This is a genomic window from Paenibacillus sp. B46(2026), assembly GCF_056786355.1.
In genome coordinates, this window is record NZ_CM165907.1 from 4,009,894 (window position 1) to 4,034,888 (window position 24,995).

Consider the following 24,995-nt stretch of genomic DNA (forward strand, 5'->3'; position numbering starts at 1 on the left):
TACTCAGGATAATTGCTGTGCCTTCAATTTGAGTTCATTCAATATCTGCATCGCCTGAAGAGGCGTCATATTCATGACATCGATATCTTTCATCGTACGGATGAATTCTCGCGCTGGTTTATCCACCGCAACTACATCCGGTTTCGTTGCCACATTCGGCTCATCATCCCCAAAGATGGACAGTTGAACCACATCCGAATGGTTTGCGCTGGACTGTCCTTTGCTGTTTGATTTCCTGGCATGTTGCTTCCCAACCGAATCTTCAATAGAAGGTGTGTACTCTGCACTCTCCACAATCTCGTGTTCCCGGATCAATGGTGCTGAATCCGTATGCTGAAATTCTCCACCTTTTAATTTCAAGCCTTCTTCCTGCTTCTCGTTTCCGATATATTCACTGCCCACCGCAACCTGAGCTGCCGCATGTTCAAACCCATGCAAAAGTCCATTCGCCCGCTCAATAATACTATCAGGCAGACCTGCAAGGCGTGCACAATAGATACCATAACTGCTGCTGGCTGCCCCGGCAATCAATTTGCGCAGGAAATTAACTTTGTCACCACTCTCCTGTACCGCCATCGAGTAGTTGGCCAGCTTGTCCAGACTCTCCTCCAGATGAGCAAGTTCATGGAAATGAGTTGATACAAGAGCTTTACAGCCGATAATATCATGTACATATTCAATAACAGACTGAGCAATCGCCATACCTTCGCTGGTCGATGTCCCACGTCCCAATTCATCGATAATAATCAGACTGCGTGGTGTGGCTTTGTCCGTCATGACCTGAATGTCGGCCATCTCCACCATGAATGTGCTTTGTCCGCCAATGAGATCATCCGCGGCACCGATCCGTGTGAAAATGCGATCCATGATCGGCACTTCCGCCTGACCCGCAGGTACAAAACAACCTACTTGCGCCAAAATGGAGATTAAAGCGACCTGTCGCATATACGTACTCTTACCAGCCATATTTGGTCCAGTAATCAGCAGAATACGTGCCTCTTCCTTGGTCATTGCGGTGTGATTGGCAATAAATGCGCCATCTCGCATGACCGCCTCAACGACCGGATGGCGTCCTTCTTCCACAACCAGATCATAACCGTCGGTCAACGTAGGACGTACAAAGTTTCGCTCAGCACTGATCACCGCAAAAGATTGATACACATCAATTTCCGCTACCTGTTCAGCCAGCTTTTGCAGTCTTGCGATCTCTTTGTTCAGCCGCTCGCGCAGCTCTGCGAACAGCCCATACTCAATATCAACCATTTTGTCCTGAGCTTCGAGAATCAGCGTCTCTTTTTCCTTCAACTCCGGCGTAATGTAACGTTCTGCATTGGCAAGTGTCTGTTTACGTTCATAACGTCCCTCTGGCAGCGAGGACAGATTGGACTTGGTGATCTCGATATAATAACCAAACACTTTGTTATATCCAATCTTCAGCGATCGAATGCCTGTCGCCTCACGCTCTCGCGCTTCCAGCTCCGCAATCCACTGCTTCCCGTTGACCGAAGCCTCACGTAATTCATCCAGACGTTCATGGTACCCTTCACGAATGAGACCTCCGTCCCTTACCGATACCGGCGGCTCGTCCACAATGGCTTGCCCGATCGCTTCACGCAGATCATTGCAATCATCCATCGTTTTCGCAATATGCTGCAGTGTTGCAGAAGATGATCCTGCACAATGCTGGCGTAGCCCTGGAATTTTCTCCAGCGATGACTTGAGCGCATTCAGGTCACGACCATTGGCATTACCAAACGCAATCCGGCCTACCAAGCGCTCCAGATCATAGATGTCTTTGAGCTCTGCGCGCAGGTCCTCACGCAGTATAAACTGGTTGTACAGCGTATCTACCGCTTCCAGACGCTCATTGATTTTCCCTTTTTGAAGCAATGGCTTATCAACCCAACGACGCAGCATTCTCGCACCCATGGACGTCTCCGTCCGATCAAGCAACCAGAGTAATGAACCTTTTTTGGAGCGTTCACGCACGGTTTCCACCAATTCCAGGTTCCGGCGGGTAAACGGGTCCAGAATCATATAATGATCTGGCTCATAGGTTGAGATCTGTGTTAATTGCCCGAGAGAACGTTTCTGTGTCTCACTTAGATACGAGAAAAGGCGTGCAATGCACGCTTGACGCTCAGGCTCCAGTCTGGCCCACACAGCCTCGCCAAACTGCTGACGGACCAGATCTTCCTTATTCTTTGTCCATGATGTGTAGACCACAGGTCGACCGATTGGAGAAGCCTCGGCTTCTACCGTTTCAAGCAGCGCTGCATCCCCAACCAGCTCCGATGGTTCATAGATGCCGATCTCATCCTTGAGCCATTCCTTGGAATAGGGCACCGATGTCACATACAACTCACCCGTGGACAGATCACAGGCCGCCAGCGCCAGCGTATTCTGATTACCTGTAAGACAGACCATGTAGTTGTTGGACTTGTCCCCCAGTGTCTTGCCTTCCATTACCGTTCCGGGTGTAACCACACGTACAATTTCACGTCGTACCATGCCTTTGGTAACACTTGCATCTTCCATCTGTTCGCATATCGCAACTTTATATCCTTTTTCAATCAGACGCTGTATGTAATTGTCAGCCGAATGATAAGGTACACCGCACATCGGAATTTTGTCATCCGTGCCCCCATTGCGTGCAGTCAGCGTGATCTCAAGTTCACGGGCAGCATTAATCGCATCCTCGAAGAACAGTTCATAGAAATCACCCAGTCTAAAAAATAGAAAAGCATCCTCTGCTTCGGCCTTCACCTGCAAATATTGTTGAATCATTGGCGTATACTGAGCCATGATGAATATCCTCCATCCCGTTCCTATAATGTCAGGAAGAAACGCGTCCTGGAAGGACAATAAGACGGTCAGGCACTGTATTTGCGCCTCCGCCTTATGTTGGCTATTCGCCACTTCCTTCAAGGGTTGCTGCTCCATATCTTCCGTAGCTATTACTTATAAAGGTTGTTCAAAAAGTCCGCTTTTGATTACGAAGGATGCCTAGTGGCATCCTCAGCGTCGAATATGGCATTCAGCCGAAATATCCGTTGCTCACGTAGTTTTCCTACGCTCCGCTACTCCATTTCTAGCTTCATCCCATCTTCTCGGTACTGAAAACCGATCTTTTTGAACACGCACTTAAAAAGACTTGTTTCTTATTATATCAAAAAAACGTCCATTCTTCATGAACCTGCCCGAATATTCCAGAGTTTACGGATATCTCGGCTCTCATCCCAGGTTCTTCCCAGTTTTAATTGAAGGAGTAGCGGAGACGCATACCGTTCATAACGTGCATATCCATCCAACTTCTTCAGGTCATCTATCAGAGCTGGAATGTGTTCCTTGATCACTTCGCGCTTTCCTTCATAAAAAGCGGTATGAACTTCAGCTTTTGCCAACGGACGCTGCCATAATTGAGTATACCCGCTCGCGATCAGACCTGCCAAGGCCACAACGCCTTTCGCAACAAGGGGTGACACAAGAAAGCTGGGTAACGTACGATATTCAAAACCACCGTAGGATTTCAGGCGAAAATCACCAAGTGCTCCATACCGGGGCCGTCTTCCCGATCCACGCGGGTCTTGGAGAAATGCCAATGGTAATGCCAGATAATTGTCCAGTGCACGGAGCAGTTCCCCGGTAAGATTCACGCCGCTAAAATGAATATGACCACCCAGAGGTAACCCCCGCTGTGGCATCCCTCCTGCCTGCCAGATGAGCGAGTGATCACTGATGCTGCGGGAAGCGGCTGCGAATGCCCTCATCAGATGAGCCAGCAGCTCTCGTGGCTCGGAACTGGGAGCGGGCCGCAATTCGGCAACCGGATATATGCGCCGTCCACCAATCGTTACGGAATCACAGCCTGCCATTCCAGTACGTTCAAGAAATCTGGAAGCGGGTACGATTTTGGATTCTGGCATCTGCACCAGAAGAAACTCCGGGTCCATGCCGAGTATGGGAACGGGTCTGTGACTCTGCTCCTCATCCAGCAGTTCCTGATGCTGCTTCCAGCTTTCCCTATAGGTAGCAGCAAGGTTGGTCACCCCTTTCCAGGGACCCGGATCGATCGAAATCACCGCACAACCACCGTTCCCGGAGGATTCCATTCGAACAGCTCCATGATCCAGTCCCAGCGTATACAGCGTTTTGATCGCAAGACGTTCAACTCGCTTGAACAAGGTTGAACTCGCTTCACGCTCCAACAGAGTTTCCTGTGTCCCTCCCATGCCGCTAGTATCCTTGTGCTTGATCCGGATCGCCTGCAGACAGATTATCTCTGCATCATAGCGTACACGCAAACCTGGTTCACGTTTACGCCGATCGCGCAGTGACAATACTTCAATGCCTGCCTGTTTCAACCGCTCGGTACGTTCAGCAGAGGTCATGCTTTCATATCGGCGTAACGCTTCCTCCGCTTGTTCCATCACATTCATTACGTCCCCCCTCCCGGATCATGCAACTAAAATAAAAATAACCCCGCAATGCGGAGCCTTCCCGTGAAAGGTATTCCAGGCACATTGCGAGGCTCGTTACCACCCATTTTTCAATATTTAAGAAGAAAGAGGGCTTACGCCCTCTTCACCGCGCCTTCTGGCGCATATGATACCTTAGGTTATTAAATACAGGCGTCAAACTCACAGTTCATCGTCGAGCAGATCGGGATCGAGATCGTCATAATCTCCATCGCCACTGCCAAAGTCATAGTCCTTGTCTTCGTAATCCCCGCAACCATCTGTGCAGACCTTCACACAAACTTTAGTCTCGGCAACAAGTTCCACAGCGAATTCCCGTTCTACCCGGATAATTACACTGCTTCCACCTGCTGATACTGTGGCTTCCACACAGCTAGGTTCCTGCGTTGCATCCGCAGATACCTCTACTGTGGAAGTCCGGTGTTTCGGGTCCAGGTAGGACAAAGGTACATGTTCTACATACGACACCGTTTCTTTGGCTACATCCGTCTGCGAATTCTTGTCATAGGAATACCAAATGTTGATATCGTAAGTACCAATAACTTCAATTCCGTCACCCGCTGATACGGCTTCATATTGGTGGTTGATAATCCAAGCCCCCAAAATACTTGTCGGACCATTTGGCGGAGTCACGGTATGTGTTACGGTAGAGAACTTACGACCCTTGCCGCAGATCGCCTTCGTGATAATCTCTCTACATTGATGTTTATGACTCAATGACATCTTTAAACCTCCTCCATACAATCATTCACTACAAGTGTATGCAGGGCATTCGTCTAGGGTGACAACTATTTTCTATTATTCGTTTGTAGATTGGGACCGGTCCGAGATTGGGGACGGTGCTTTGTCCTTCTTCGCGACTTTCAGATACAGCGCGAGTTCGCGGCACAGCTGGAGAATCGCAGAACGAATCTCGAATTCTTCCCTTGTATCCGGCAGCTCCATACGTTTGAATTCTTCCTGCACATCCGCAAGAAGTTTTTCAGTTCGTCCGGTGTAGGATTCAGTAAGTACATCCTGACTAAGCTGATCGAACAGCTCCGATACCATTTCCGCATGTGGCATCTTCTGATAGATCTGGGACACCAGATGCATCATGTGCTGGATGGAGTCCAGCTGCGTTTTGCGCATATAGAAGTAGACACTCCATTCCTCATTCGGATGAATCACCTGATTCTCCAGAGAACGCTTGGCTGCATCGATACCGCCCAGAATCGCTTTATCTGCTTCTATCAGCTCTCTCCCCGCCCAAACTTCATTGGGGTTACGCAGCGTTGCCGCGAATTCCTTGAAGATCTTCGAGAAAAGTTCATCGATTCGTTTGCGGATACGCAGCATCTGTGGATCTGCTGCCGGCATGTAGGCCAGGTTAACCGCCATTGCCGATCCAAGACCAATTAGCAGCAAGGCAATTTGCACGAGGATGACATGTATGTCCATCTCCCCGCCACCAAACACCCGAAACACCACAACTGAACCTGTTACAATACCTTCCTTGAAGCCTACCCGAACAATAACCGGGAATGCGATCAATATGTATACGGCCAGCACCCAATAATGGAAACCTAGAAAGTGAAAAAGTACACTTGCAAATAAAAGTCCGACTACTGAAGCGAAGAACCTCGCTGATATGGTGCGGATACTTCTTTTTCTCGTTACATCCACGCCAAGAATGGCAAGCAATCCCGCTGATGTTGGTCCCGGCAAGCGGCACCAGTCCGCAATCAATACGGCCATTAATGCGGCGATTGCGGTTTTAATTACCCTAAAACCCATTTAACATTCCATCTCCTCTAAGCTGCAAAAAAGTTCTTAGCCAGCTCATCGCCTCATTCATATGAACTACTTGTCCGATAGTCTGATCTCTGACGAGATCTTCGGATACGAACCATCATAACTAGTATGACTCATCCAACTGTAAACTAGACGACATCAACCGACATGCGCATGCATGCCGGTCACAGCAACACGCCCCCAATGAGGGACGCTGGCAAGTTAGATCGTTGCGACAGAACCTCAAGGCCCTCTTCTCCAATCATCGCATTCATTCCGGATCTGCGCGGAATTTTCATACTAAATATGGTACTTGATTTTATGGTATCGGGCAACGTGACACCCCTTGTGAAATTGTATACATATCATAAACGAAAATATCATCAGCTAAAACAAGATTAAATCATCTGCGCCCAGCCAGCAATTTGCGCTCTGCATACACAACCAGTTGATACATGGCTGTGGCAACTGCAGCAATAATTAACAAACTCGATAATACGAGCGTGAAGTTAAATACCTGAAATCCGTAGATAATCAGATATCCGAGCCCCTGTTTGGCGACCAGAAACTCACCCACAATCACACCCACCCAGGCCATGCCCACGTTGACTTTCATGGTCGATACAATCGCTGGAAAAGAAGCTGGCAATACAACTTTCGTAAATATCTCGGAACGGTCTCCACCAAACGTACGAATGACTTTAATATAATTGGGATCCACTTCGTTGAAGCTGTTATACACGACCAGTGTCGTGATAATGACCGTGATCGACAACGTGGTCATGACAATGGCTGTAAAACCCGCGCCAAACATAACGATAAAGATCGGCCCAAGTGCTACCTTTGGCATACTGTTAAATACAACCATATAGGGGTCCAGCACCTTGGACAAAAAAGGAGACCACCAAATTAAAACCGCTAGCAAGGTTCCCACCAGTGTTCCCAGCAAAAATCCAACTGCCGTTTCCCCTACGGTTATCCCAACATGCGCCCATAACTCGCCGCTGGCGATGTCTTTACCGATCTGAGCAAAAATCTTGCTTGGATAACTGAATAACAGTACATCAATCCAACGGAGTCTGCCTGCCAGTTCCCACAGCAAAAACATACATACCAGCATGGATAACTGTACGGCAAGCACTTGCTGTCGCCATCTGGCCACCTGCTGAATATGATTCCGATGCAGTTGCCCCATCCATTCGTCACGCTTTTCCTGCTTCGGAGTCGTTTGATTCACGTGTCTTTCTCACCTCCCCCGGACTGATCCAGTTCACTCCATAACGCCTGAAACAATGCATTGAATCCTTCTTGCTCTCTGGCATGGAACGGCTGGGACTTCCGAATTTCATTGGGGATGATAAATTCACGACGAATGCGGCCAGGACTGCGATCAAGCACAATGACGCGATCACTGACGGCAATGGCTTCAGACAGATCATGGGTGACGAGTACAGAGGTTTTGCCAAACTGTTTTAACGTGTCCGAGACCAGATCCTCCAATTGCAGCTTGGTTTGATAATCAAGTGCTGAGAATGGTTCATCCAACAATAAAATTCCCGGGTCGGTTGCTAGCGTGCGCACCAGGGCCACCCGCTGTCTCATGCCCCCTGATAGCTCTGAAGGGTACTGATTCTCCGTTCCGGCCAAGCCCATACTTATCAGCAGTTCCTTAACACGCTCACGGCTCCGTTCATCCAGTCTGCCTGTCAGTTCAAGTCCGATCAACGCATTATCCAGAATGGTCCGCCACGGAAACAGATAGTCCTGTTGAAGCATATAACCAATCTGTGCTGAGGGGCCGCCAACGAGTTTGCCTTTAACCTTAACCTCTCCTCGGGTGGGTGTGAGCAGCCCGGCGATGATCGACAACAATGTCGTTTTACCGCATCCGCTCGGTCCAACCAGACTGACGAACTCTCCTTTTTGGATCTCCAGACTCAAGTCCTCAATCACCAAGGAAGCTTCCCGCTCGCTGACGTATACTTGAGAGATCCCCTCCAGTCGGATCACACTTTCGGATTCAGGCATTCTGCTCACTTCCTTTCCTGAATACCCCATTACTTTGATTTCGTAGCTTCTTCCGCATAGGCATTATCCACAATGGCATTCAAATCCACACGTTCTTTCAACTCTCCGGCGGCACTCATGACATCAAGCAGATTGTTCCACTCTTCCTCATCAATGATCGGATCCGTTGCATAGCTGCCCTGTTCCTTATAACGGTTCACACTGCTTACCAAAATGGCTGGATCGATGTCTTTGAAAAAAGGAGAAATGACTTCAGCAATCTCTTCAGCCGTATGGGAATCCACCCATGCCTGCGCTTTGTGTAGACCATTCGTAAACTTCTGTACGATATCCTTATTGTCGTTAAGATAACTCTGTTTCGTCATGAAGACGGTGTAAGGCAGAAGACCACCTTCTGTGCCAAACGATGCAACAACCTTACCCCGACCTTCTTGTTCAAAGATGGATGCCTGGGGTTCAAACAGTTGAACATAATCTCCCGTGCCTGAGGCGAAAGCGGACGCAATATTGGCAAAGTCCACATTTTGAATCAGCTCCAGATCACTTTGCGGATCAATGCCATGTTTGTTCAGTGCGAACTCACCTGCCATTTGCGGCATTCCGCCCTTTCTCTGTCCAAGGAACACACTCTGATTCAGTTGATCCCAATCAAAGCTGCCTTCCGGATTACGAGCGAACAGAAAAGTACCATCCGTCTGGGTGAGCTGGGCAAAGTTAATGACCGGATCTTCTGCTCCCTGCTGATAGACGTATATGGACGTCTCCGCTCCTACCAGCGCAATGTCCACCGAACCTGCGAGCAATGCCGCCATCGTTTTGTCACCGCCAGCCGTCGTCTGAATGTCCACCTCAAGTCCCTGCTCCTCAAAAAAACCTTGAGCCACGGCCACATACTCCGGTGCGTAAAATACCGAACGAGTCACTTCGCCTATCGTAATCCTGGCTTCATTCTCTTCCTTATTACAGCTGGTAAGCGCCACAATGATAATCAGCAGAATAACGATCCCCCGGACGAACCATGGCGTGTATTTCATGTTGTTTCCCTCCTTCACTGGTTTCAGCAGTTTCTCTCTATTATGGATATGCCGATGCCCAACAAAAGGTTAAGAACTTGAATGCAAAAAAAGAGCCGGGCAATGATGCCCGACTCTTCAGCTCTTCTAAATGCTATTTCAATATACTGTTTATTGAATATTACAGCTTGTAAATCTCGGCATATTTGGCTTCCAGATAATCGGCCAGATAATCCGGGTTCAATTCTTCACCCGTTACAGCAATAATCAATTCGGAAGGTGTGCGACTTTTGCCGTATCGATAGATCTTGTCTGTAAGCCATTCCTTAATTGGAATCAGATTACCTTCTGCAATATGGGCATCAAACTCCGGCATTTCCTTGCGCAATGTATGTAGAATTTGAGCTGCATACATATTACCCAGAGAATACGAAGCAAAGTAACCAAAGTCGCCACCAGACCAGTGAACATCCTGAAGAACGCCGTCTCCATCATTTGTTGGCATAATACCGAGGTATTCCTTGTATTTTGCATTCCAGGTCTCAGGCAGGTCCTTCACTTCCAAGCCATCGTTGAATAGCATTTTCTCAATCTCATATCGGATAATAATGTGCAGGTTATAGGTCAGTTCATCCGCTTCAATCCGAATGAGTGAACTCTCCACCCGGTTGATTGCACGATAGAAATCTTCCAGTTCAACCTCGTTCAGTTGCGGGAAATGCTGCTGCAAATCTTTGTAATAGCGTGTCCAGAATGGCAGGCTGCGACCAATCATGTTTTCCCAAAGACGGGACTGGGACTCATGAATCCCCATGGACGTTCCTTCGGCAAGAAGGGTACCCGCCAGACTGTCATCAATATTTTGCTCGTACAGGGCATGTCCGCCCTCATGCAGTGAACTGAAGACTGCGCTTGCTACATCATCTTGCAGATAATGTGTTGTGATCCGCACATCACCCGGGTTAAGACCCGTTGCAAAAGGATGCACACTCTCGTCCAATCGTCCAGCTTCAAAGTCATAGCCCATCTGTTCCAGGATGAACAGACTGAACTTTTCTTGCTGTTCGGTGTCAAACAACTGATTCAGGAACTCTGTATTCGGCTTGTTGTCCGAAGCATTAATCTTCTCTTGCAAAGGTACCAAACGTGCTTTGAGGCGGGCAAATACAGCATCCACTTTCTCAACGGTCAGATCCGGCTCATACATATCAAGAAGGGTATCATAACGCGTATCCTTCACACCCCAGTAATCAATAAACTCCTGTTTGAGCTTAACGATATCTGTCAGATATGGGGAGAACCCTGCAAAATCACTGTTATGTTTGGCATCTTCCCATGCGGTTTCGGACTTGGCCGTGAGCACGGTATATGCTTGTACTTTTTCCGGTGGTACAGATTGACTGCGATCATATTCTTTCTTGCAATCTTCAACCAGACGACGATCTATATCTTCGAGCTGTTCCAATACCGCTGGAGTCGTTAATGCATCCAGGTAAGTCTTCATGTCAGCCGAGGTTTGCAACTTGAATGCTTCGGTGGACAACATACCCAGCGTCTCCGAACGAGTCGGAACGCCTTTTTTCGGCGCACCTGTGCGCAGATCCCAGTGAAGCAAACCAATGGCTTCATGATAGCTCTTAATTTTACGAGCCAGATTACGGAAGGATTCCAAATGTTCCTGTGTTTGTTTATCCATTGTTATCGTTCACCTCTTCAAAAAAAATGTTATACCCTATTGATGATACTTTTCCCATTGAGTATAATCAACTTTTAACAGAGGCAAATTGCATTATTCTCCTAAAAAGGTTGGAGTAATGCCATCTGCTGATCGTGATATACTAAAAAAGCAAAGGCGCGTAGGACAAGCTGCATCGAATGCAAGTGGCCGTGCTCGTCGTATTGGATAACAGGAGGCAATAGACATGAACAACATTCAAGAGATTTTGGCTTACAACAAATCATTTGTCGAGACTAAAGAATACGAAAAGTATACGGCTGGCAAGTTTCCAACCAAAAAGATGGTTATCATCACCTGTATGGATACACGTCTGGTGGAAATGCTGCCCAAGGCCATGAATCTGAAGAACGGTGATGTGAAAATCATCAAAAACGCAGGCGCGATTATCTCTCAGCCTTTCGGCAGTGTAATGCGTAGTGTGCTTGTTGCCATCTATGAACTGGGTGCAGATGAAGTCCTGGTTGTGGGACATACGGAATGTGGTATGGCTTCCCTTCACGCAGAGACAATGATCGGACATATGGTTGAGCGTGGCGTATCTGAAGAAGTCATGACAACCCTGGAGAACTCTGGCATCCGTTTGCAAAAGTGGTTGCGCGGGTTTGACAGCGTCGAAGAAGGGGTAAAACATACTGTGGGAGTAATCAAGAAGCATCCTTTACTTCCTCCCAATGTACCCGTCCACGGCATGGTTATCGATTCTGCCACAGGTGAGCTTGATCTTGTCGCTGAGGGGTATGGACAACAGGCATCTCTCTAAATGGTTTGGAGTGCGGACCTTATGGTTCGCACTTTTTTTGTCTAAATTAAGGCAGTTGTTCTGTCAGGTTGTCAAACCATACAGTTTCAGTGTACACTTTTATGAAAGCGGTCAAAGAAAGCAAAATTGTTTATTTTCTCTGACCCAGCCCTAATATTAAGGAGACATGTGCATGAACATACTTTCCTACGGATTGCTCGGGCTGCTTACCCGCGAGGAGTCATCGGGCTATGATCTGATGCTGAAGATTCAGCCGCATTGGCAGGCCAAACACAGCCAGATCTACCCACTCCTGTCCAAGATGGAAAACGATGAGTTATTGGCCTCCCGCTGGGTACAACAGTCTGACAAACCGGACAAGAAAATGTACGCAGTTACGGAAAAAGGCATTGAAAAGCTCTTGGAATGGATGATTACTCCTGTTACCGCACCGGTTACACGCGATGAGTTTAATTTGCGTATCTTGTGTGTTGGCATTGCGGAAGACGGAAGCATGAGACGCATTCTTAACGAGCGTAAAAGCTGGTTTATGGAACGCATACGTTATTTCGAGGAACTGAAGTCACGTATACCTCTGGATAATCTTCGTGTAGGCAACCGAGATTTTGGAAGCTACATCCTGGTTCAAAAAGGGTTAATGAATGCTCAAACAGGCCTGGAATGGTGTAACTGGGTTACCCAATTGCTTGATGGCCAAGCTGCAATTCAAGACCCAAGTCCAAGCGTTTCAGAAATTTAATCAAAATTTGAAACGTCCCTGCAAGTTGACCGTATTACATGAGTAAGGCCCATTTTTGGGCGATTCAAACAAATTAATCGGGGGGGTTACGATCTTTACAATGAAGAAAAAATTTGGAGTTAAACATCTAATGATGGTATTTATGGCCTTTACATTATTGTTCGCAACAGTGGGAGTAACGAACCCGGATTCAGCGGATGCAAGACGCGGTGGCGGATTCAAATCCGGCACGAAAAGTTATAGCAATACACCTAAGAAATCCGACTCCAACAGTAACGTGAATCAATCCAATTCCGGTAATAACTCCGGTACTGGTGCAGCTGCAACTCGTGGTGGTGGATTCTTCGGCGGTGGCGGCGGATTCATGAAAGGCATGATGCTTGGTGGTCTTGCTGGTATGATGTTCGGCGGATTGTTCGGTGGTATGGGCGCTCTGGGTAACATCCTTGGATTGCTCGTGAACGTTGCAGCAATTATGTTGATTGTTATGCTGGCTATGGCACTCTTCAGAGCCATCTCCAATCGTCGCAAACCTGCAGCGGATGGCCGTTATGACCGCCGCAATGATCGTGATGATGACCGTAACAGAAACGGACGGTACTAATCTCTATGGTTCTGAGCATGGATGAAATTGTGAATGCAATCTGTATTCATATGGCAGAACGTAAGGGTGTACGTCCAACCGATGTGAATGTGGAACTGAGCTGGGAAGAAGATACAGGTTATTCCGCTGAAGTTTGGATTCAAGGCCGCAGTCAATATCTGGTGGAGTCCAACATGATTGAAGCCATTCTTCGCTACCTGCACAGTGAATACAACATCCGGGCGTACCGCGAGAACGTACGACTTGATCTGGATGAAGAGATCACAGCGATCGTCAATCAATAATATAGGTCAAGCAATGACCTGTTATACAAAAGACCGTCTCCGCTCTGTCGCCTGACAGAGATGGAAGACGGTCTTTTTGTTTCTGTATTTGTGGCTTGATTTGTGTGTCCATTGCAGTCTCTATACGTGTCTGTGATACATTTTATTTCTTGGAAACTACGATTGAAGTTTAACCAGGCTGTAATTCTTTTTACCTTTACGGATAATGATGAATTTACCGCCAATGGCATGCTCTGCTGAGACTGTGAAATCAAGCTCCGTGATTTTCTCACCATTCATGGAAATCGCACCTTTGGTGACATCCTCACGCGCTTGTCGCTTGGATGGCTCCAGACCCAGATCTACGAGCCAGTCCACGATATTTTTGGCTTCGCCGTCCGTCTCGAATGTTGGCATTTCCTTGAAGCCCTGCTCGATTTCATCTGCTGTCAGAGAACGGATATCACCACTGAACAGCGCCGCTGTAATACGCTTAGCCTGTTCGAGCATTTCTTCGCCGTGAACGAATTTTGTCATTTCTTCTGCGAGTGCTTTCTGTGCTTCACGTTTGTGCGGCTCTGTCTCTACCTTTTCAGCCAAAGCTTCAATTTCTTCTTTGCTCAGGAAAGTAAAGTATTTCAAGTATTTAATGACATCACGGTCATCTGTATTCGCCCAGAACTGGTAGAATTCAAATGGTGTCGTTTTGTTTGGGTCAAGCCAGATTGCGCCACCAGCTGTTTTACCGAATTTGGTTCCGTCGGATTTGAGCATGAGCGGAATGGTCAGACCGTATGCTTTCGCTTCAGATCCTTCTTTTTTGCGAATCAGATCGAGACCACTCGTGATATTCCCCCATTGATCCGAACCGCCGATTTGAAGCTGTACATCTTCGTTCTGGAACAGGTGCAGGTAGTCGAGGGATTGAAGAATCTGGTAGGAAAACTCGGTGAACGAGATTCCGCCTTCCAGTCTGCTCGCAACTACATCCTTAGCCAACATCGTGTTAAGGTTGAAGTTTTTGCCGTAGTCGCGCAAGAATTCAATCACATTGATTTTGTGTGTCCAATCGTAGTTGTTCACCATACGAACCTGATTATCACCCTCTGTTACGAACAACTTCTTCATCTGCGCTGTCAGTGCATCCACATTCTCCTGCACTTGCTCCATCGTTTGCAAAGAACGCTCTGCCTGACGACCACTTGGATCACCAATCGTGCCTGTAGCTCCACCAATCAGAATGACTGGACGATGTCCTGCCAATTGAAAACGTTTCAGCATCATGAATGGAATGAGATGTCCGATATGCATGCTATCCCCTGTAGGGTCAACACCACAGTACAATGAGACTGATTTGGTTTCGGTCAACTCACGCAGTCCCTCTGCATCCGTCTGCTGGTTAATGGCGTCGCGCCACTCTAGTTCATCAATAATATTCATTCGTATAACCCCTTTTCTATCCTCAAAATTCAGTCATGATCTACGTTAAATTACGAAATAACACGCTGGAACGGCTTTTTTGGACACAAAAAAATCGCCTCCTTGTCTTCATTAGACACAGGGACGATTATCATAACCGTGGTACCACCCAAATTGCATGGACAACACGTGACCTTAACACGTTATCCATACCACTTTTGGCAATATATCGTTTGCCCATCCGCTTGGCATTACCCAAGTACTCCAGAGTGTAATTCGCAGCCCTTGTATGTATCAGGTTCCATCAACCCCTGACTTTCTGTAACAGGGACAAAGCCGCTACTGCGCTCTATCAACGTGATTCATGTATTCAATTTATAGCAAGTATAGCCGAACGTTTCAGTCATTGCAAGACCAAGTATTAATCTTTGAACAGAACAACGGATGCATAGCTGAAACCAGATTATATAATCATCATGTTCAATTTTCCGTGATAATAACCATACGCTTTCTCCGCAATCTGATCCTCATTGTTCCAAAACTGCTGATCTAGCGCATCTAACTGCTGCTCTTGTTCCTTTGTCAGGAATTTAGGAATATCCCACAGTTCAGTAATCCTTCCATCCTCTTTCAGATGCTCAATGCAGCCGTATGCTGTCGTTATAATCTCCACGACTTGAGTGGCACCAATGGTATGTAGTGCTCGCAACGCGTAACAGTACGCCTCTTCCCCCCAGTTACAGAAAAACTGTATAAAACCGCCGTTAAAGATATCCGCCTCTAACAGCCATAAAGCAGCAATGTTCTGCTCGTTCGAAGTCAACGAAGCCCAGCCCTGTTCAGATTCATTCTTTTTTCCGACGAAGGATAACGCATACGCATACCATGCGTCATTGCTTAACATCTTGGACATGAATGCACCTGCCTATAAAAGTAAATCATTTTTCTATAATTATTGTATGACATAATGAAAAAGCTGCCTAAGGCAGCCTCTTCATTCCACACTGTTCAATCAGGTCCCACAAAAAGTCTGATACGAAGTATTGCACTGTGCAGGCAGTTCAGCATATTCAGCCTGTTCAGGTGAGTGCGCGAATGGATCGGAAAGAACAGCCAAAAGTTTCTCCATCACGCTAAGGTCTCCGTAATTCTCTGCTCGCTCAAGCGCTTCTTCGACCCGATGATTGCGAGGAATGACTGCCGGATTGCTCGTTCTCATTAATTGTTGTGATACTTCTCTCGTCTCTTGCTGTCTGTTCAATCTTGCTTGCCAACGCTCATTCCATTCAGCAAATTCTGTCGTGCCAAACAACGTTGTCCCTTCCAAATTATCAAAGGTTAACGCCAAGAACGTATTCGTGTAATCTGCACTATGCTTCTCCATGAGTTCAAGAAGATCCTTGATCAAGGCTTCATCTTCGGCCTTTTCATCCAACAAGCCCAGTTTGGAGCGCATCCCCTTGAGCCAATGATGATGGTACAATTCAGAAAATTGTGCAATGGCATCCTGAGCAAGTTGCACGGCCTGTTCTTCGTCTTCATGCAACAGCGGAAGAAGTGTCTCGGCAAATCGAGCTAAATTCCATCCCGCAATATACGGTTGATTGCCATAAGCATAGCGACCTTGCGTGTCAATGGAGCTAAATACGGTTGAAGGATTGTAAGCATCCATGAAAGCGCACGGTCCATAATCGATGGTCTCACCACTGATTGCCATGTTATCCGTGTTCATCACGCCATGAATGAAACCAACACGCTGCCACTGGGCAACGAGTGCTGCCTGCCGCTTAATTACTTCCTGAAGGAGCAGAAGATAACGATTCTCGGCTTGGGCGACATCAGGAAAATGTCGATGCAACGTATAATCAGCCAACGCCCGGAGATCGTCGATAGACCCCCATCTGGCTGCATACTGGAAGGTTGCTACTCGGATATGACTGGAAGACACTCGGGTCAATATGGCTCCAGGCCGTTCTGTTTCGCGGATAATGTTTTCTCCGGTAGATACGACTGCCAGACTTCGGGTTGTTGGAATACCCAGTGCATACATCGCTTCACTAATGATATATTCTCTCAACATGGGACCAACAGCAGCACGTCCATCCCCTCCACGAGAGTAAGGTGTTCTTCCTGAACCTTTCAGCTGGATATCCACTCGTTCGCCTTGTGGCGTAATCTGTTCTCCCAGCAGCAAAGCCCGCCCATCACCAAGCATGTTAAAATTGCCGAATTGATGTCCTGCATAGGCCTGAGCTAAAGGCTCGGCTCCTTCCGGGATCAGGTTACCTGCAAAAATTTGCGCTCCTTCATCACTGTCAAGAGACTCCACATTCAGACCCAGACTGGATGCAAGCAGTCGATTGAAGATGATCAACTTGGGTGATTCAACAGGTACTGCGTCCTGGCTTGTAAAAAAGGGTTGCGGTAACTCCGCATAACTATTGTCCAAATTCCATCCTTTATTCAACGTCTCTTGTTGCATGGTGATCACAACTCCTTCTCTGTGCCCAAGGGATTTCCTCCTGGTTTTATTTTAGCCTTTGTGAACCAATGCTCATTTATGTAGTCTCATGGAAATTCAATGTAAGGAACATATAAAATGTTCCTGATGAAACTTTAGCATATTTGCAATCCTTTTGCATTTCTCATGAATAGTAATTTTGATATTCCGACCATCCATCGTTCTTTTCGCACAAAAAATCCAAGAGGTTTCTTGGCAAGTGGAGTCATTGCCTCTCATCCCACTTCCCAGAAAAACCGTCTTGGATCTCATCCTTCTACCCGATGACATGTCTGTTATTACAAGAATTACGTGTGTACTTCCTGAGCCTGTACAGGTTATACTGGCAAGCTCTTATTTTTAAAACCGAGGTTAAAGAAGACATTAAGCAGGATCGCTGACAGGCTTCCCGTGATAATACCATCGCTCACAATGATGCGAATACTTTGAGGAAGCTGTGCAAACAGATCGGGTACAGCAGTAACACCAAGTCCAAGTGAAACGGAGCAAGCCACGATCAACAGATTGGATTGTTTGCCGAAGTCGACGTTTTGCAGCATTTTGATCCCGGATGAGACGACCATTCCGAACAGTACGACAGTCGCTCCGCCTAATACAGCACTCGGAATAATGGTTGCAAAAGCTGCTACTTTTGGAATAAGTCCGAGAAAGATGAGGATACCTCCAGCCGCAACAACCACATTGGTCGTTTTCACCTTGGAGAGCTGAACCAAACCGACATTCTGAGCGAATGTATTGTATGGAAAAGCATTGAATATGCCACCCAGAACAAACGCAAGACCTTCTGCGCGATATCCCCGTGCCAGATCTTTTTCGTTGATCGGTTGATCACAGATTTTGCTCAAAGCCATAAATACACCTGTGGACTCGATGATAACAACCGTACCTACTATAATCATTGTAATAATGGGGCCTATCTCGAAGGTAGGCCATCCAAAGTAAAAGGGTTGGGGTAAATGGAACCAGGAGGCTTCCTGTACAGCGGCAAAATTCACTTTTCCCATGAAGGCTGCGATGAGGGTCCCCACGATAATACCCAGGAGAACAGCCAGGGATTTCACAAAGCCGCGAGCATATCGATTCAGGATCAGAATGAAAAGTAATACGCCAAAGGAAAGCGCCAAATTGTCCAAACTTCCAAAATTCTCGCTGTTTGCTCCACCCGCCATGTTTTTAATGCCGGTTGGGATTAACGCAAGACCGATGATGGTCACAACCGTACCTATAACGACTGGCGGAAACAATTTGACGATTTTACTGAAAAATACGGCAAAGATGACGATAAATAAACCCGCTGCAATGATCGACCCATATATGGCTGGAATCCCGTATTGTGATCCAATGGCAATCATGGGAGTGACCGCCACAAAAGAACTTCCGAGTACCGCTGGCAAACCAATACCCAGGTACTTCCCTTTCCGAGCCTGAAGCCATGTGGCAATCCCACACGTTAACAGGTCAATGGATACCAGATACGCCAATTGTTCTGCAGTCAGATCTAACGCTCTTCCCACAAGCAAAGGCACCAGAATTGCTCCCGCATACATCGCGAGTACGTGCTGAATTCCCAGTGAAAAAATTCTCATCTTTTTGGTTTCTTTCATCCCACGTTGCCCCCCTGAAATTAGAATCAACCGAACCGCTGCAAAATCATGTTATGTTGATTCACATTATATAAACTATTCAGGGAAGTTCCATGATTCATAACATAGAATTGTTATACGAGATAAAGAGTTCAACTTAAATTGGGCGTGTTGTACAAATGGTCATCTCAAACCGTCTACCATACGTTATATTATCTAACACAACGAATTTGACATAACCCTTTTACACTCCGAAGAAAAGAAACTTGAACGAGGGATTTATCTTCAGGGATTCATGTTGAGACATACTGTCTGAACATTACTTGTTTCATATTCTCAGCTTGTCCAGTTAAGAAGCTTGATGTTAAAACGCTGCTCCATCATCTCTCCGTTCTGATGAACCCTCTCTGTAAACAACACTTCTTCTTTGGTCATCAGGACCACGGATGAAGCTCTGGTCCCATAGTCGAATTTATCACTTTTAACGAAAATAGGAGAAAGCAAACGTTCCCATTCCAATGGAACACCTGTATGGGGTAGAAGCTCATCCACTGAAGGGTCTGCCATTTGCAGCAAATCTAATATTTGCTCTGTCAGGGTACCTTCGCCCTCCCCGTTGATGATTTTCTCCAATCCTTCTTTTCCGCATCTCACCTTGGGCCAATCTGTATTGATCAAGTGATTACTAATCCCGTATATTCCCGGTTTCAACTTCATCACGACGTTGCCCACATTAGAATAATAATAGAGGTCGTCAGGATCACCCACCAACAAATTGTAGCCAGGATAATCATTGCGACTTTGCTCCGCACGTTGCATAAATTGCTCAGGTGTGGACGTTCCCTTTAAAAAATCAGCAACCAGATCTCCTCTGGAGCCTTTGGCATGTACCTCTTCATTCGGATCACGATAATTCGTAACAGCAGCCAGACGTCCACCTGTGGTTACGCCCATCCAGGTTCCCATTTTCAACAAGTCTCGCCCTGCCAATATTTGAGGGTGGTCTTCCCAATAATGTGCTTGAACTGTAGGTCTGTGATAGAATTCATCCCTGTTTGATCCCAATATAAGCGGATACTTTGGATGCATGTTGTAAGCAAATAAAATTAAACACATGGGGATCTTCAACTCCTATATTCGGTCAACCTCTGATATCGTCGTTTTATATCGCATAATCAACCACAATAACATCTTCTACCCACCCATCTAATGAAGCAACAAATGCCTGATGAGCAGGATGTGGACCATAAGCACGCAATGCCTCCTGATCTTCAAACGTCACTCGCAAGCCAATCGTGTAACCTTGGATACGGTCCGTTTCTTCCGTGGTATTGATTCCCGCGGTCAGCGAGACAATTCCCGGAATCTGTTCCTGTAACGCGAGCAATTGAGCCACCAATTCCTGCTGTTTGGCTTGCGTAATTTTATCGTTAAACTTAAAAACAACCAAATGTTCAACCATCTTGTTATTCCTCCTATGTCCATTCCGAATCGTATTCGTTAACTGAAGTCAATTCAACCATTCCAATCCGCCCATTATATAGGGGACCACTCTCTTGGCTAAGTCAGCCGGGGATTCCTGTTTTCCTTCGATATTCCATCGATACGTTATTCCATAGATCGACCAACTTAACATGGTCGCAGTAGCTTTCAACGTTTTGAGATCTGCTTCTCTCGCTCCTTGCAGCATGAATTGGAGAAGGAACTGCTCCAGCTGAGTTTTGATATTCTCTTCAATAATTGGTGCAACTGTCTCATATTTTTTGATGCACTCATTGCTTGAGACGTGGTAATCACATAACGAATATATAAGCTGCTGCATGGTCTCGGCTGACAATCGCGCTTCCGAATCCACTCTTTTTGTTACATATTTCATAAAAGCATCCGATAACAAAGCTTCGAGCAGCGCATATTTGTCTTGAAAATGGGCGTAGAATGTAGCTCTGTTGATTGTGGCTTGCTCTGTAATGTTTTGAATCGTAATATTGTTGAAATTTTTAAGGTTCAGCTGAACTAAAAACGCATCAAGGATTAATTGCCGAGTGCGAATCACACGCGGATCGTTCGAGTTTGGAGACAATACACCGGACATGTCCCAATCCTCCTTTGTACACAAAATATTTGGCTAGACTCCTTCATTATAGATAAGTGCTATTTGTTCAACAAGTGAAAGTAAGTGCAAAGACACCATACAATAATCGGAGTCTTTCGCTTAAGCAACAAAATGCTCCGATTGTTGGTTGAGCATGCCTATAGACCTTGTTAAGATTGCACTCGTACCCGCTTGAAGGTGCATAATAATGGAGGTGCTTAGTTTGAGTAATCAACAACATAACGTTATTTCTACGGAGCTTCTGTTTCAACCATACACCGATCAAAAATTAACCCTGGCCTCACGAATTGTCATGTCCCCCATGGCTCGCGCTTTTTCCCCGGATGGTGTTTTTACACATGGGAATTGTTCGTCCTTCAGGATCTCACCCACACCCGGAAGCTGCGTCACTAAGTCCATCGGGAGTTGATATGGAAGGTAATCAGATAAGTGAACCTATGACGGAAGAAGAGATTGCAACTGTTATTGAAGCTTATAACAATGCAGCAGTTAATGCACATCGCATTGGTTTTGACGGAATTGAGCTCCACGGTGCTCACGGTTTTCTGATCGATCAATTTTTCTGGAAAACAACGAATAGGAGAACGGACCGCTACGGTGGCGACCTTCAGAAACGAACACAATTCGCGGTTGAACTTGTTAAGGCAGTCCGGACTGCGGTAGGTCCTGATTTTCCTATTGCGATGCGGATTTCCCAATGGAAGATGAATGATTATCAAGCCAGACTGTTCGACACACCTGAACAACTGGGACAATTCCTCAGCTTGCTGGTTGACGCAGGTGTAGATATCTTCCACTGCTCGACACGACGCTTCTGGGAGCCTGAGTTTGAAGGATCTGATCTGGGATTCGCCGGATGGGTAAAAAAACTGAGTGGCCGAACCACAATTACCGTTGGTTCTGTGGGTATGCCAGACGATCCTGAAGCAGGAACCAATGAAGCAAAGCATCCAGGCATGGGCGAACTTATGAAGCGATATGAGCAACAGGAATTTGATCTGGTGGCTGTTGGACGTGCACTCCTTGGTGACCCGGCATGGGCAGTTAAAATGCGCGAAGGCCGCGTATCTGAGATTCAGGCTTTTACACCTGAAGCACTGGCTACACTACATTAAAAAATAATTACGTATTGTTCCAGAAATATTTGGTCTCGTATATATAGGTTTGAACTCGTGAATCGACTATACTAAGCAAAGGGCTCGCTTTCCCTCCGGGATTGCGGGTATTTTGTTTTTGGAGATATCTGTCCGATTAACGCTTTGAACAATAGCAATATCGTTCAAGAAAATTCCTTCTTTGCATCCTATAATGACGTTAACACACAAGAAAGAAGGTGCATCATGACTCGGGAAGTTCGAACTGTGGTATTTGATACCGATCTACAACTAGAAGCTTATCAATTTGAAGGCATTATGCAGAAGTTCCCCAATCATTTTCATGACTATTACGTCATTGGATTCATTGAGCAAGGCAAGCGACACCTCGTCTGCAACAACGAAGAATATATTCTGAATAGCGGAGATATGATTGTCTTTAATCCACATGATCCTCATGCCTGCGAACAGGTCGATGGAAGAAGCCTTGACTATCGCTGTATCAACGTCCAGCCTGAGGTTATGCGAGAGTATGCGAGAGAGATTACTGGACAAGCTTACTTGCCACGTTTTACCTCCCCCGTTCTCTACCAAAGTGAACTTGTTGGTTCCCTGCATGATCTGCATCACATGATTCTGGAAGAGCAATCCGATTTTTGCAAAGAAGAATTGTTACTCTTTCTGCTGGATCAATTGATGCGAGATTATTCGGATGCTGAACCCCCTGTATCCACACAGGATGTGACCACAGAGATCAGACGCATATGTGATTACATAGAATCTCATTACATGGATAGCATCTCGTTGAACGAATTAGCCGACTTGACGGAGATGAGCAAATATCACCTGCTGCGTTTATTCACTCGCCAAAAGGGGATATCACCTTACCGCTACCTGGAGACCATTCGTATTAACCAAGCCAAACGGCTGTTGGAACAAGGTCAGCTTCCGATTGAAGTTGCCGCGCAAACGGGATTCAGTGATCAAAGTCACTTTACGAATTTTTTCAAAAAACTGATCGGCCTGACGCCCAAGCAATACAGACGTATCTTCAATCATGATACGGAACCAGAACCGAAACGAACCACCAATAACATCGTATGACAAGACATCTTAGCCATCAAAACACTACAGCCTCTACCGGACATTTACTCGCTTTGTTTACTATACTGATCTGGGGCACTACGTTTGTCTCGACCAAGGTTCTGCTGATTGACTTTACTCCAGTGGAAATTCTATTTTTCCGCTTTCTGATCGGGTATTTGGTACTATTAGTGATCTATCCACGTTCACTACGGATCGCCTCATTCAGGGAAGAATGGTTATTTATCGGAGCAGGCATATGCGGAGTGACGTTATATTTTCTCATCGAAAATATAGCACTGGTGTACACAACAGCTTCCAATGTGGGTGTAATTGTCTCCATCGCCCCATTCTTTACTGCCGTGCTCGCACATTTCTTCCTGGATGGAGAAAAGTTAACTCGCCGCTTTATTGTGGGATTCGGGATTGCCTTAACTGGCATCATGCTCATCGCGCTGAATGGCAGTTTCATTCTGCAACTCAATCCGCTAGGTGATCTGCTTGCTTTCATAGCACCCGCGGTATGGGCAATTTATTCTGTGTTGATGCGTAAAATTGGCGTGCTTCGCTATCACACCATTGGTGCGACCCGCAAAGTGTTCTTCTATGGCCTGATCTTCATGTTACCAGCTCTGTTCCTATTTGAATTCCATTGGGATCTCGGACGCTTCACGAATATGACCAATCTATCCAATATTCTCTACCTCGGCCTGGGTGCCTCCGCGTTGTGTTTCGTGACCTGGAACCGGGCCGTTAATCTTCTTGGCGCTATCAAAACGAGTGTCTACATCTATCTGGTGCCTGTCATTACTGTCGTGTCATCTGCACTAATTCTTCAGGAACGGATAACCTGGCTGATCATACTCGGGGCGTTCTTAACCTTATTCGGATCTTACATTTCAGAGCGAAAAAGGTAAGCCATTCAACAACAAAGACACTAATCCACGTAGGGGTTGGTGTCTGATTCTTTTTTACTGATATAAACGTTCATTGTGACTGAACACGTTGCGTTGACATGCAGCAGAACTCATTTTATCTCATGCAATTGAGACATCAGAATCTCCAGTTCCTCTTGCTCCAGATGACGCCATTGCCCCCGCTCCAGTTGATCCAGCGTAATATTCATAATTCGGACACGCTCCAGCTTCATTACTCGGTACCCCAAAGCTTTGCACATTCTGCGGATCTGCAGGTTGAGACCCTGTGTCAAAATAATACGAAATACATCCTCACTTTGCCTATACACTTCGCAGGGCTTGGTCACCACGTCCAAAATCTCAACACCTTCAGACATGGACTGTACAAACTCGTCTGTTATGGGTTTGTCTACGGTCACTACATATTCTTTATCGTGATTATGCTCCGAACGCATCATCTTGTTCACAATGCCTCCGTCATTCGTAAGCAAAATCACCCCCTCAGATGCCTTATCCAGCCTGCCTATCGCAAATATGCGAGAAGGATAATTCATATATTGAATGATGTTCCCCTCCACATGTTCTGCTGCTGTGCAGACAATACCAATGGGTTTATTCAGAGCAATGTAGACAGGTTCGCTGTCATTACGAGGAATCTGCTTGCCATCAATGAGTACCACATCATGAGGTTCAACATCCGCCCCTTTTTCACATACCTTGCCATTGATCGTTATGCGTCCGGCTGCAATTAATCGGTTCGTTTCCCTGCGGGAGCAGAATCCCGTTTCACTTATGTATTTGTTAATTAACATGTGTCACCGCTTCTCATCTGTAATCTCACTTTTTGCTCAGTGTTCCTCCCATATCAT

The 24,995-nt window shown here is 46.4% G+C and carries 22 protein-coding genes, 1 pseudogene and 1 other annotated feature; of the genes and pseudogenes, 7 read left to right on the forward strand and 16 right to left on the reverse strand.

Features of this window, described 5'->3' with window-relative positions; translation table 11 throughout:
• Positions 1 to 3 precede the first annotated feature (3 nt).
• The 8 genes from mutS to AC1S8V_RS17880 all read right to left on the reverse strand — a co-directional run bounded on the left by mutS (position 4) and on the right by AC1S8V_RS17880 (position 10,988).
• Positions 4 to 2,805, reverse strand: coding sequence for a DNA mismatch repair protein MutS (gene mutS, locus AC1S8V_RS17845; RefSeq protein ID WP_482070151.1), 2,802 nt, complete (start codon positions 2,803 to 2,805; stop codon positions 4 to 6).
• Positions 2,806 to 3,188: 383 nt separating this feature from the next.
• Positions 3,189 to 4,439 carry a putative amidoligase domain-containing protein gene (locus AC1S8V_RS17850; RefSeq protein WP_482070152.1) on the reverse strand — a complete coding sequence of 417 codons (1,251 nt, stop codon included), beginning with the start codon at positions 4,437 to 4,439 and terminating at the stop codon, positions 3,189 to 3,191.
• Positions 4,440 to 4,640: 201 nt separating this feature from the next.
• Positions 4,641 to 5,201 carry an outer spore coat protein CotE gene (locus AC1S8V_RS17855; protein ID WP_062835006.1) on the reverse strand — a complete coding sequence of 187 codons (561 nt, stop codon included), beginning with the start codon at positions 5,199 to 5,201 and terminating at the stop codon, positions 4,641 to 4,643.
• A 75-nt stretch (positions 5,202 to 5,276) separates the two neighbouring features.
• Positions 5,277 to 6,254, reverse strand: coding sequence for an aromatic acid exporter family protein (locus AC1S8V_RS17860; RefSeq protein ID WP_482070153.1), 978 nt, complete (start codon positions 6,252 to 6,254; stop codon positions 5,277 to 5,279).
• 400 nt (positions 6,255 to 6,654) lie between these two features.
• On the reverse strand, positions 6,655 to 7,446 hold the full coding sequence (locus AC1S8V_RS17865) for an ABC transporter permease (protein ID WP_482074520.1): 792 nt from the start codon (positions 7,444 to 7,446) through the stop codon (positions 6,655 to 6,657).
• A 38-nt stretch (positions 7,447 to 7,484) separates the two neighbouring features.
• Entirely contained in the window at positions 7,485 to 8,279 is a 795-nt protein-coding gene (locus tag AC1S8V_RS17870; protein WP_482070154.1) for an ABC transporter ATP-binding protein, read from the reverse strand.
• Between the two features lie 29 nt (positions 8,280 to 8,308).
• On the reverse strand, positions 8,309 to 9,313 hold the full coding sequence (locus AC1S8V_RS17875) for an ABC transporter substrate-binding protein (RefSeq protein WP_482070155.1): 1,005 nt from the start codon (positions 9,311 to 9,313) through the stop codon (positions 8,309 to 8,311).
• A 160-nt stretch (positions 9,314 to 9,473) separates the two neighbouring features.
• Positions 9,474 to 10,988, reverse strand: coding sequence for a carboxypeptidase M32 (locus AC1S8V_RS17880; RefSeq protein ID WP_482070156.1), 1,515 nt, complete (start codon positions 10,986 to 10,988; stop codon positions 9,474 to 9,476).
• 226 nt (positions 10,989 to 11,214) lie between these two features.
• Here AC1S8V_RS17880 and AC1S8V_RS17885 point away from each other — a divergent pair, with 226 nt between their 5' ends.
• From AC1S8V_RS17885 to AC1S8V_RS17900, 4 genes are all read left to right on the forward strand, one after another.
• The gene (locus AC1S8V_RS17885; RefSeq protein WP_482070157.1) at positions 11,215 to 11,790 is read left to right on the forward strand and encodes a beta-class carbonic anhydrase; all 576 of its coding nucleotides are present in this window, start codon (positions 11,215 to 11,217) and stop codon (positions 11,788 to 11,790) included.
• 172 nt (positions 11,791 to 11,962) lie between these two features.
• Positions 11,963 to 12,529 (forward strand): PadR family transcriptional regulator, encoded by a 567-nt coding sequence (locus tag AC1S8V_RS17890; protein ID WP_458122923.1) that lies wholly within the window; start codon positions 11,963 to 11,965, stop codon positions 12,527 to 12,529.
• A 100-nt stretch (positions 12,530 to 12,629) separates the two neighbouring features.
• Entirely contained in the window at positions 12,630 to 13,133 is a 504-nt protein-coding gene (locus tag AC1S8V_RS17895) for a hypothetical protein (RefSeq protein WP_336758736.1), read from the forward strand.
• A gap of 5 nt (positions 13,134 to 13,138) precedes the next feature.
• Positions 13,139 to 13,417: a YxcD family protein gene (locus AC1S8V_RS17900; protein WP_017687903.1), complete on the forward strand. Its 279-nt coding sequence runs from the start codon at positions 13,139 to 13,141 to the stop codon at positions 13,415 to 13,417.
• Positions 13,418 to 13,573: 156 nt separating this feature from the next.
• Here AC1S8V_RS17900 and tyrS read toward each other — a convergent pair whose 3' ends face one another.
• The 7 genes from tyrS to AC1S8V_RS17935 form a co-directional block, all read right to left on the reverse strand.
• On the reverse strand, positions 13,574 to 14,836 hold the full coding sequence (tyrS, locus tag AC1S8V_RS17905; protein WP_482070158.1) for a tyrosine--tRNA ligase: 1,263 nt from the start codon (positions 14,834 to 14,836) through the stop codon (positions 13,574 to 13,576).
• 116 nt (positions 14,837 to 14,952) lie between these two features.
• Positions 14,953 to 15,180 (reverse strand) — a binding site (T-box leader).
• A 98-nt stretch (positions 15,181 to 15,278) separates the two neighbouring features.
• A complete protein-coding gene (locus AC1S8V_RS17910; protein WP_482070159.1) occupies positions 15,279 to 15,728 on the reverse strand; it encodes a DMP19 family protein in 450 nt (149 codons plus the stop codon).
• Between the two features lie 99 nt (positions 15,729 to 15,827).
• The gene (locus tag AC1S8V_RS17915; protein WP_482070160.1) at positions 15,828 to 17,297 is read right to left on the reverse strand and encodes a protein adenylyltransferase SelO; all 1,470 of its coding nucleotides are present in this window, start codon (positions 17,295 to 17,297) and stop codon (positions 15,828 to 15,830) included.
• A 356-nt stretch (positions 17,298 to 17,653) separates the two neighbouring features.
• Positions 17,654 to 18,940: a nucleobase:cation symporter-2 family protein gene (locus AC1S8V_RS17920; protein ID WP_482070161.1), complete on the reverse strand. Its 1,287-nt coding sequence runs from the start codon at positions 18,938 to 18,940 to the stop codon at positions 17,654 to 17,656.
• A 315-nt stretch (positions 18,941 to 19,255) separates the two neighbouring features.
• On the reverse strand, positions 19,256 to 20,035 hold the full coding sequence (locus AC1S8V_RS17925; protein ID WP_482070162.1) for an NRDE family protein: 780 nt from the start codon (positions 20,033 to 20,035) through the stop codon (positions 19,256 to 19,258).
• A 46-nt stretch (positions 20,036 to 20,081) separates the two neighbouring features.
• A complete protein-coding gene (locus AC1S8V_RS17930) occupies positions 20,082 to 20,381 on the reverse strand; it encodes a Dabb family protein (RefSeq protein WP_482070163.1) in 300 nt (99 codons plus the stop codon).
• A 48-nt stretch (positions 20,382 to 20,429) separates the two neighbouring features.
• Complete coding sequence (locus tag AC1S8V_RS17935) at positions 20,430 to 21,011, reverse strand: TetR/AcrR family transcriptional regulator (RefSeq protein ID WP_482070164.1); 582 nt, start codon at positions 21,009 to 21,011, stop codon at positions 20,430 to 20,432.
• A 208-nt stretch (positions 21,012 to 21,219) separates the two neighbouring features.
• Here AC1S8V_RS17935 and AC1S8V_RS17940 point away from each other — a divergent pair.
• The 3 genes and pseudogenes from AC1S8V_RS17940 to AC1S8V_RS17950 all read left to right on the forward strand — a co-directional run bounded on the left by AC1S8V_RS17940 (position 21,220) and on the right by AC1S8V_RS17950 (position 24,126).
• Positions 21,220 to 22,147 (forward strand): annotated as a pseudogene (locus tag AC1S8V_RS17940) (oxidoreductase).
• 225 nt (positions 22,148 to 22,372) lie between these two features.
• The gene (locus tag AC1S8V_RS17945; protein WP_482070165.1) at positions 22,373 to 23,230 is read left to right on the forward strand and encodes an AraC family ligand binding domain-containing protein; all 858 of its coding nucleotides are present in this window, start codon (positions 22,373 to 22,375) and stop codon (positions 23,228 to 23,230) included.
• Entirely contained in the window at positions 23,227 to 24,126 is a 900-nt protein-coding gene (locus AC1S8V_RS17950; protein ID WP_482070166.1) for a DMT family transporter, read from the forward strand. Before AC1S8V_RS17945 ends, AC1S8V_RS17950 begins: the two co-directional genes overlap by 4 nt.
• A gap of 110 nt (positions 24,127 to 24,236) precedes the next feature.
• Here AC1S8V_RS17950 and AC1S8V_RS17955 read toward each other — a convergent pair whose 3' ends face one another.
• Entirely contained in the window at positions 24,237 to 24,938 is a 702-nt protein-coding gene (locus AC1S8V_RS17955; protein ID WP_482070167.1) for a pseudouridine synthase, read from the reverse strand.
• Positions 24,939 to 24,995: the final 57 nt, after the last annotated feature.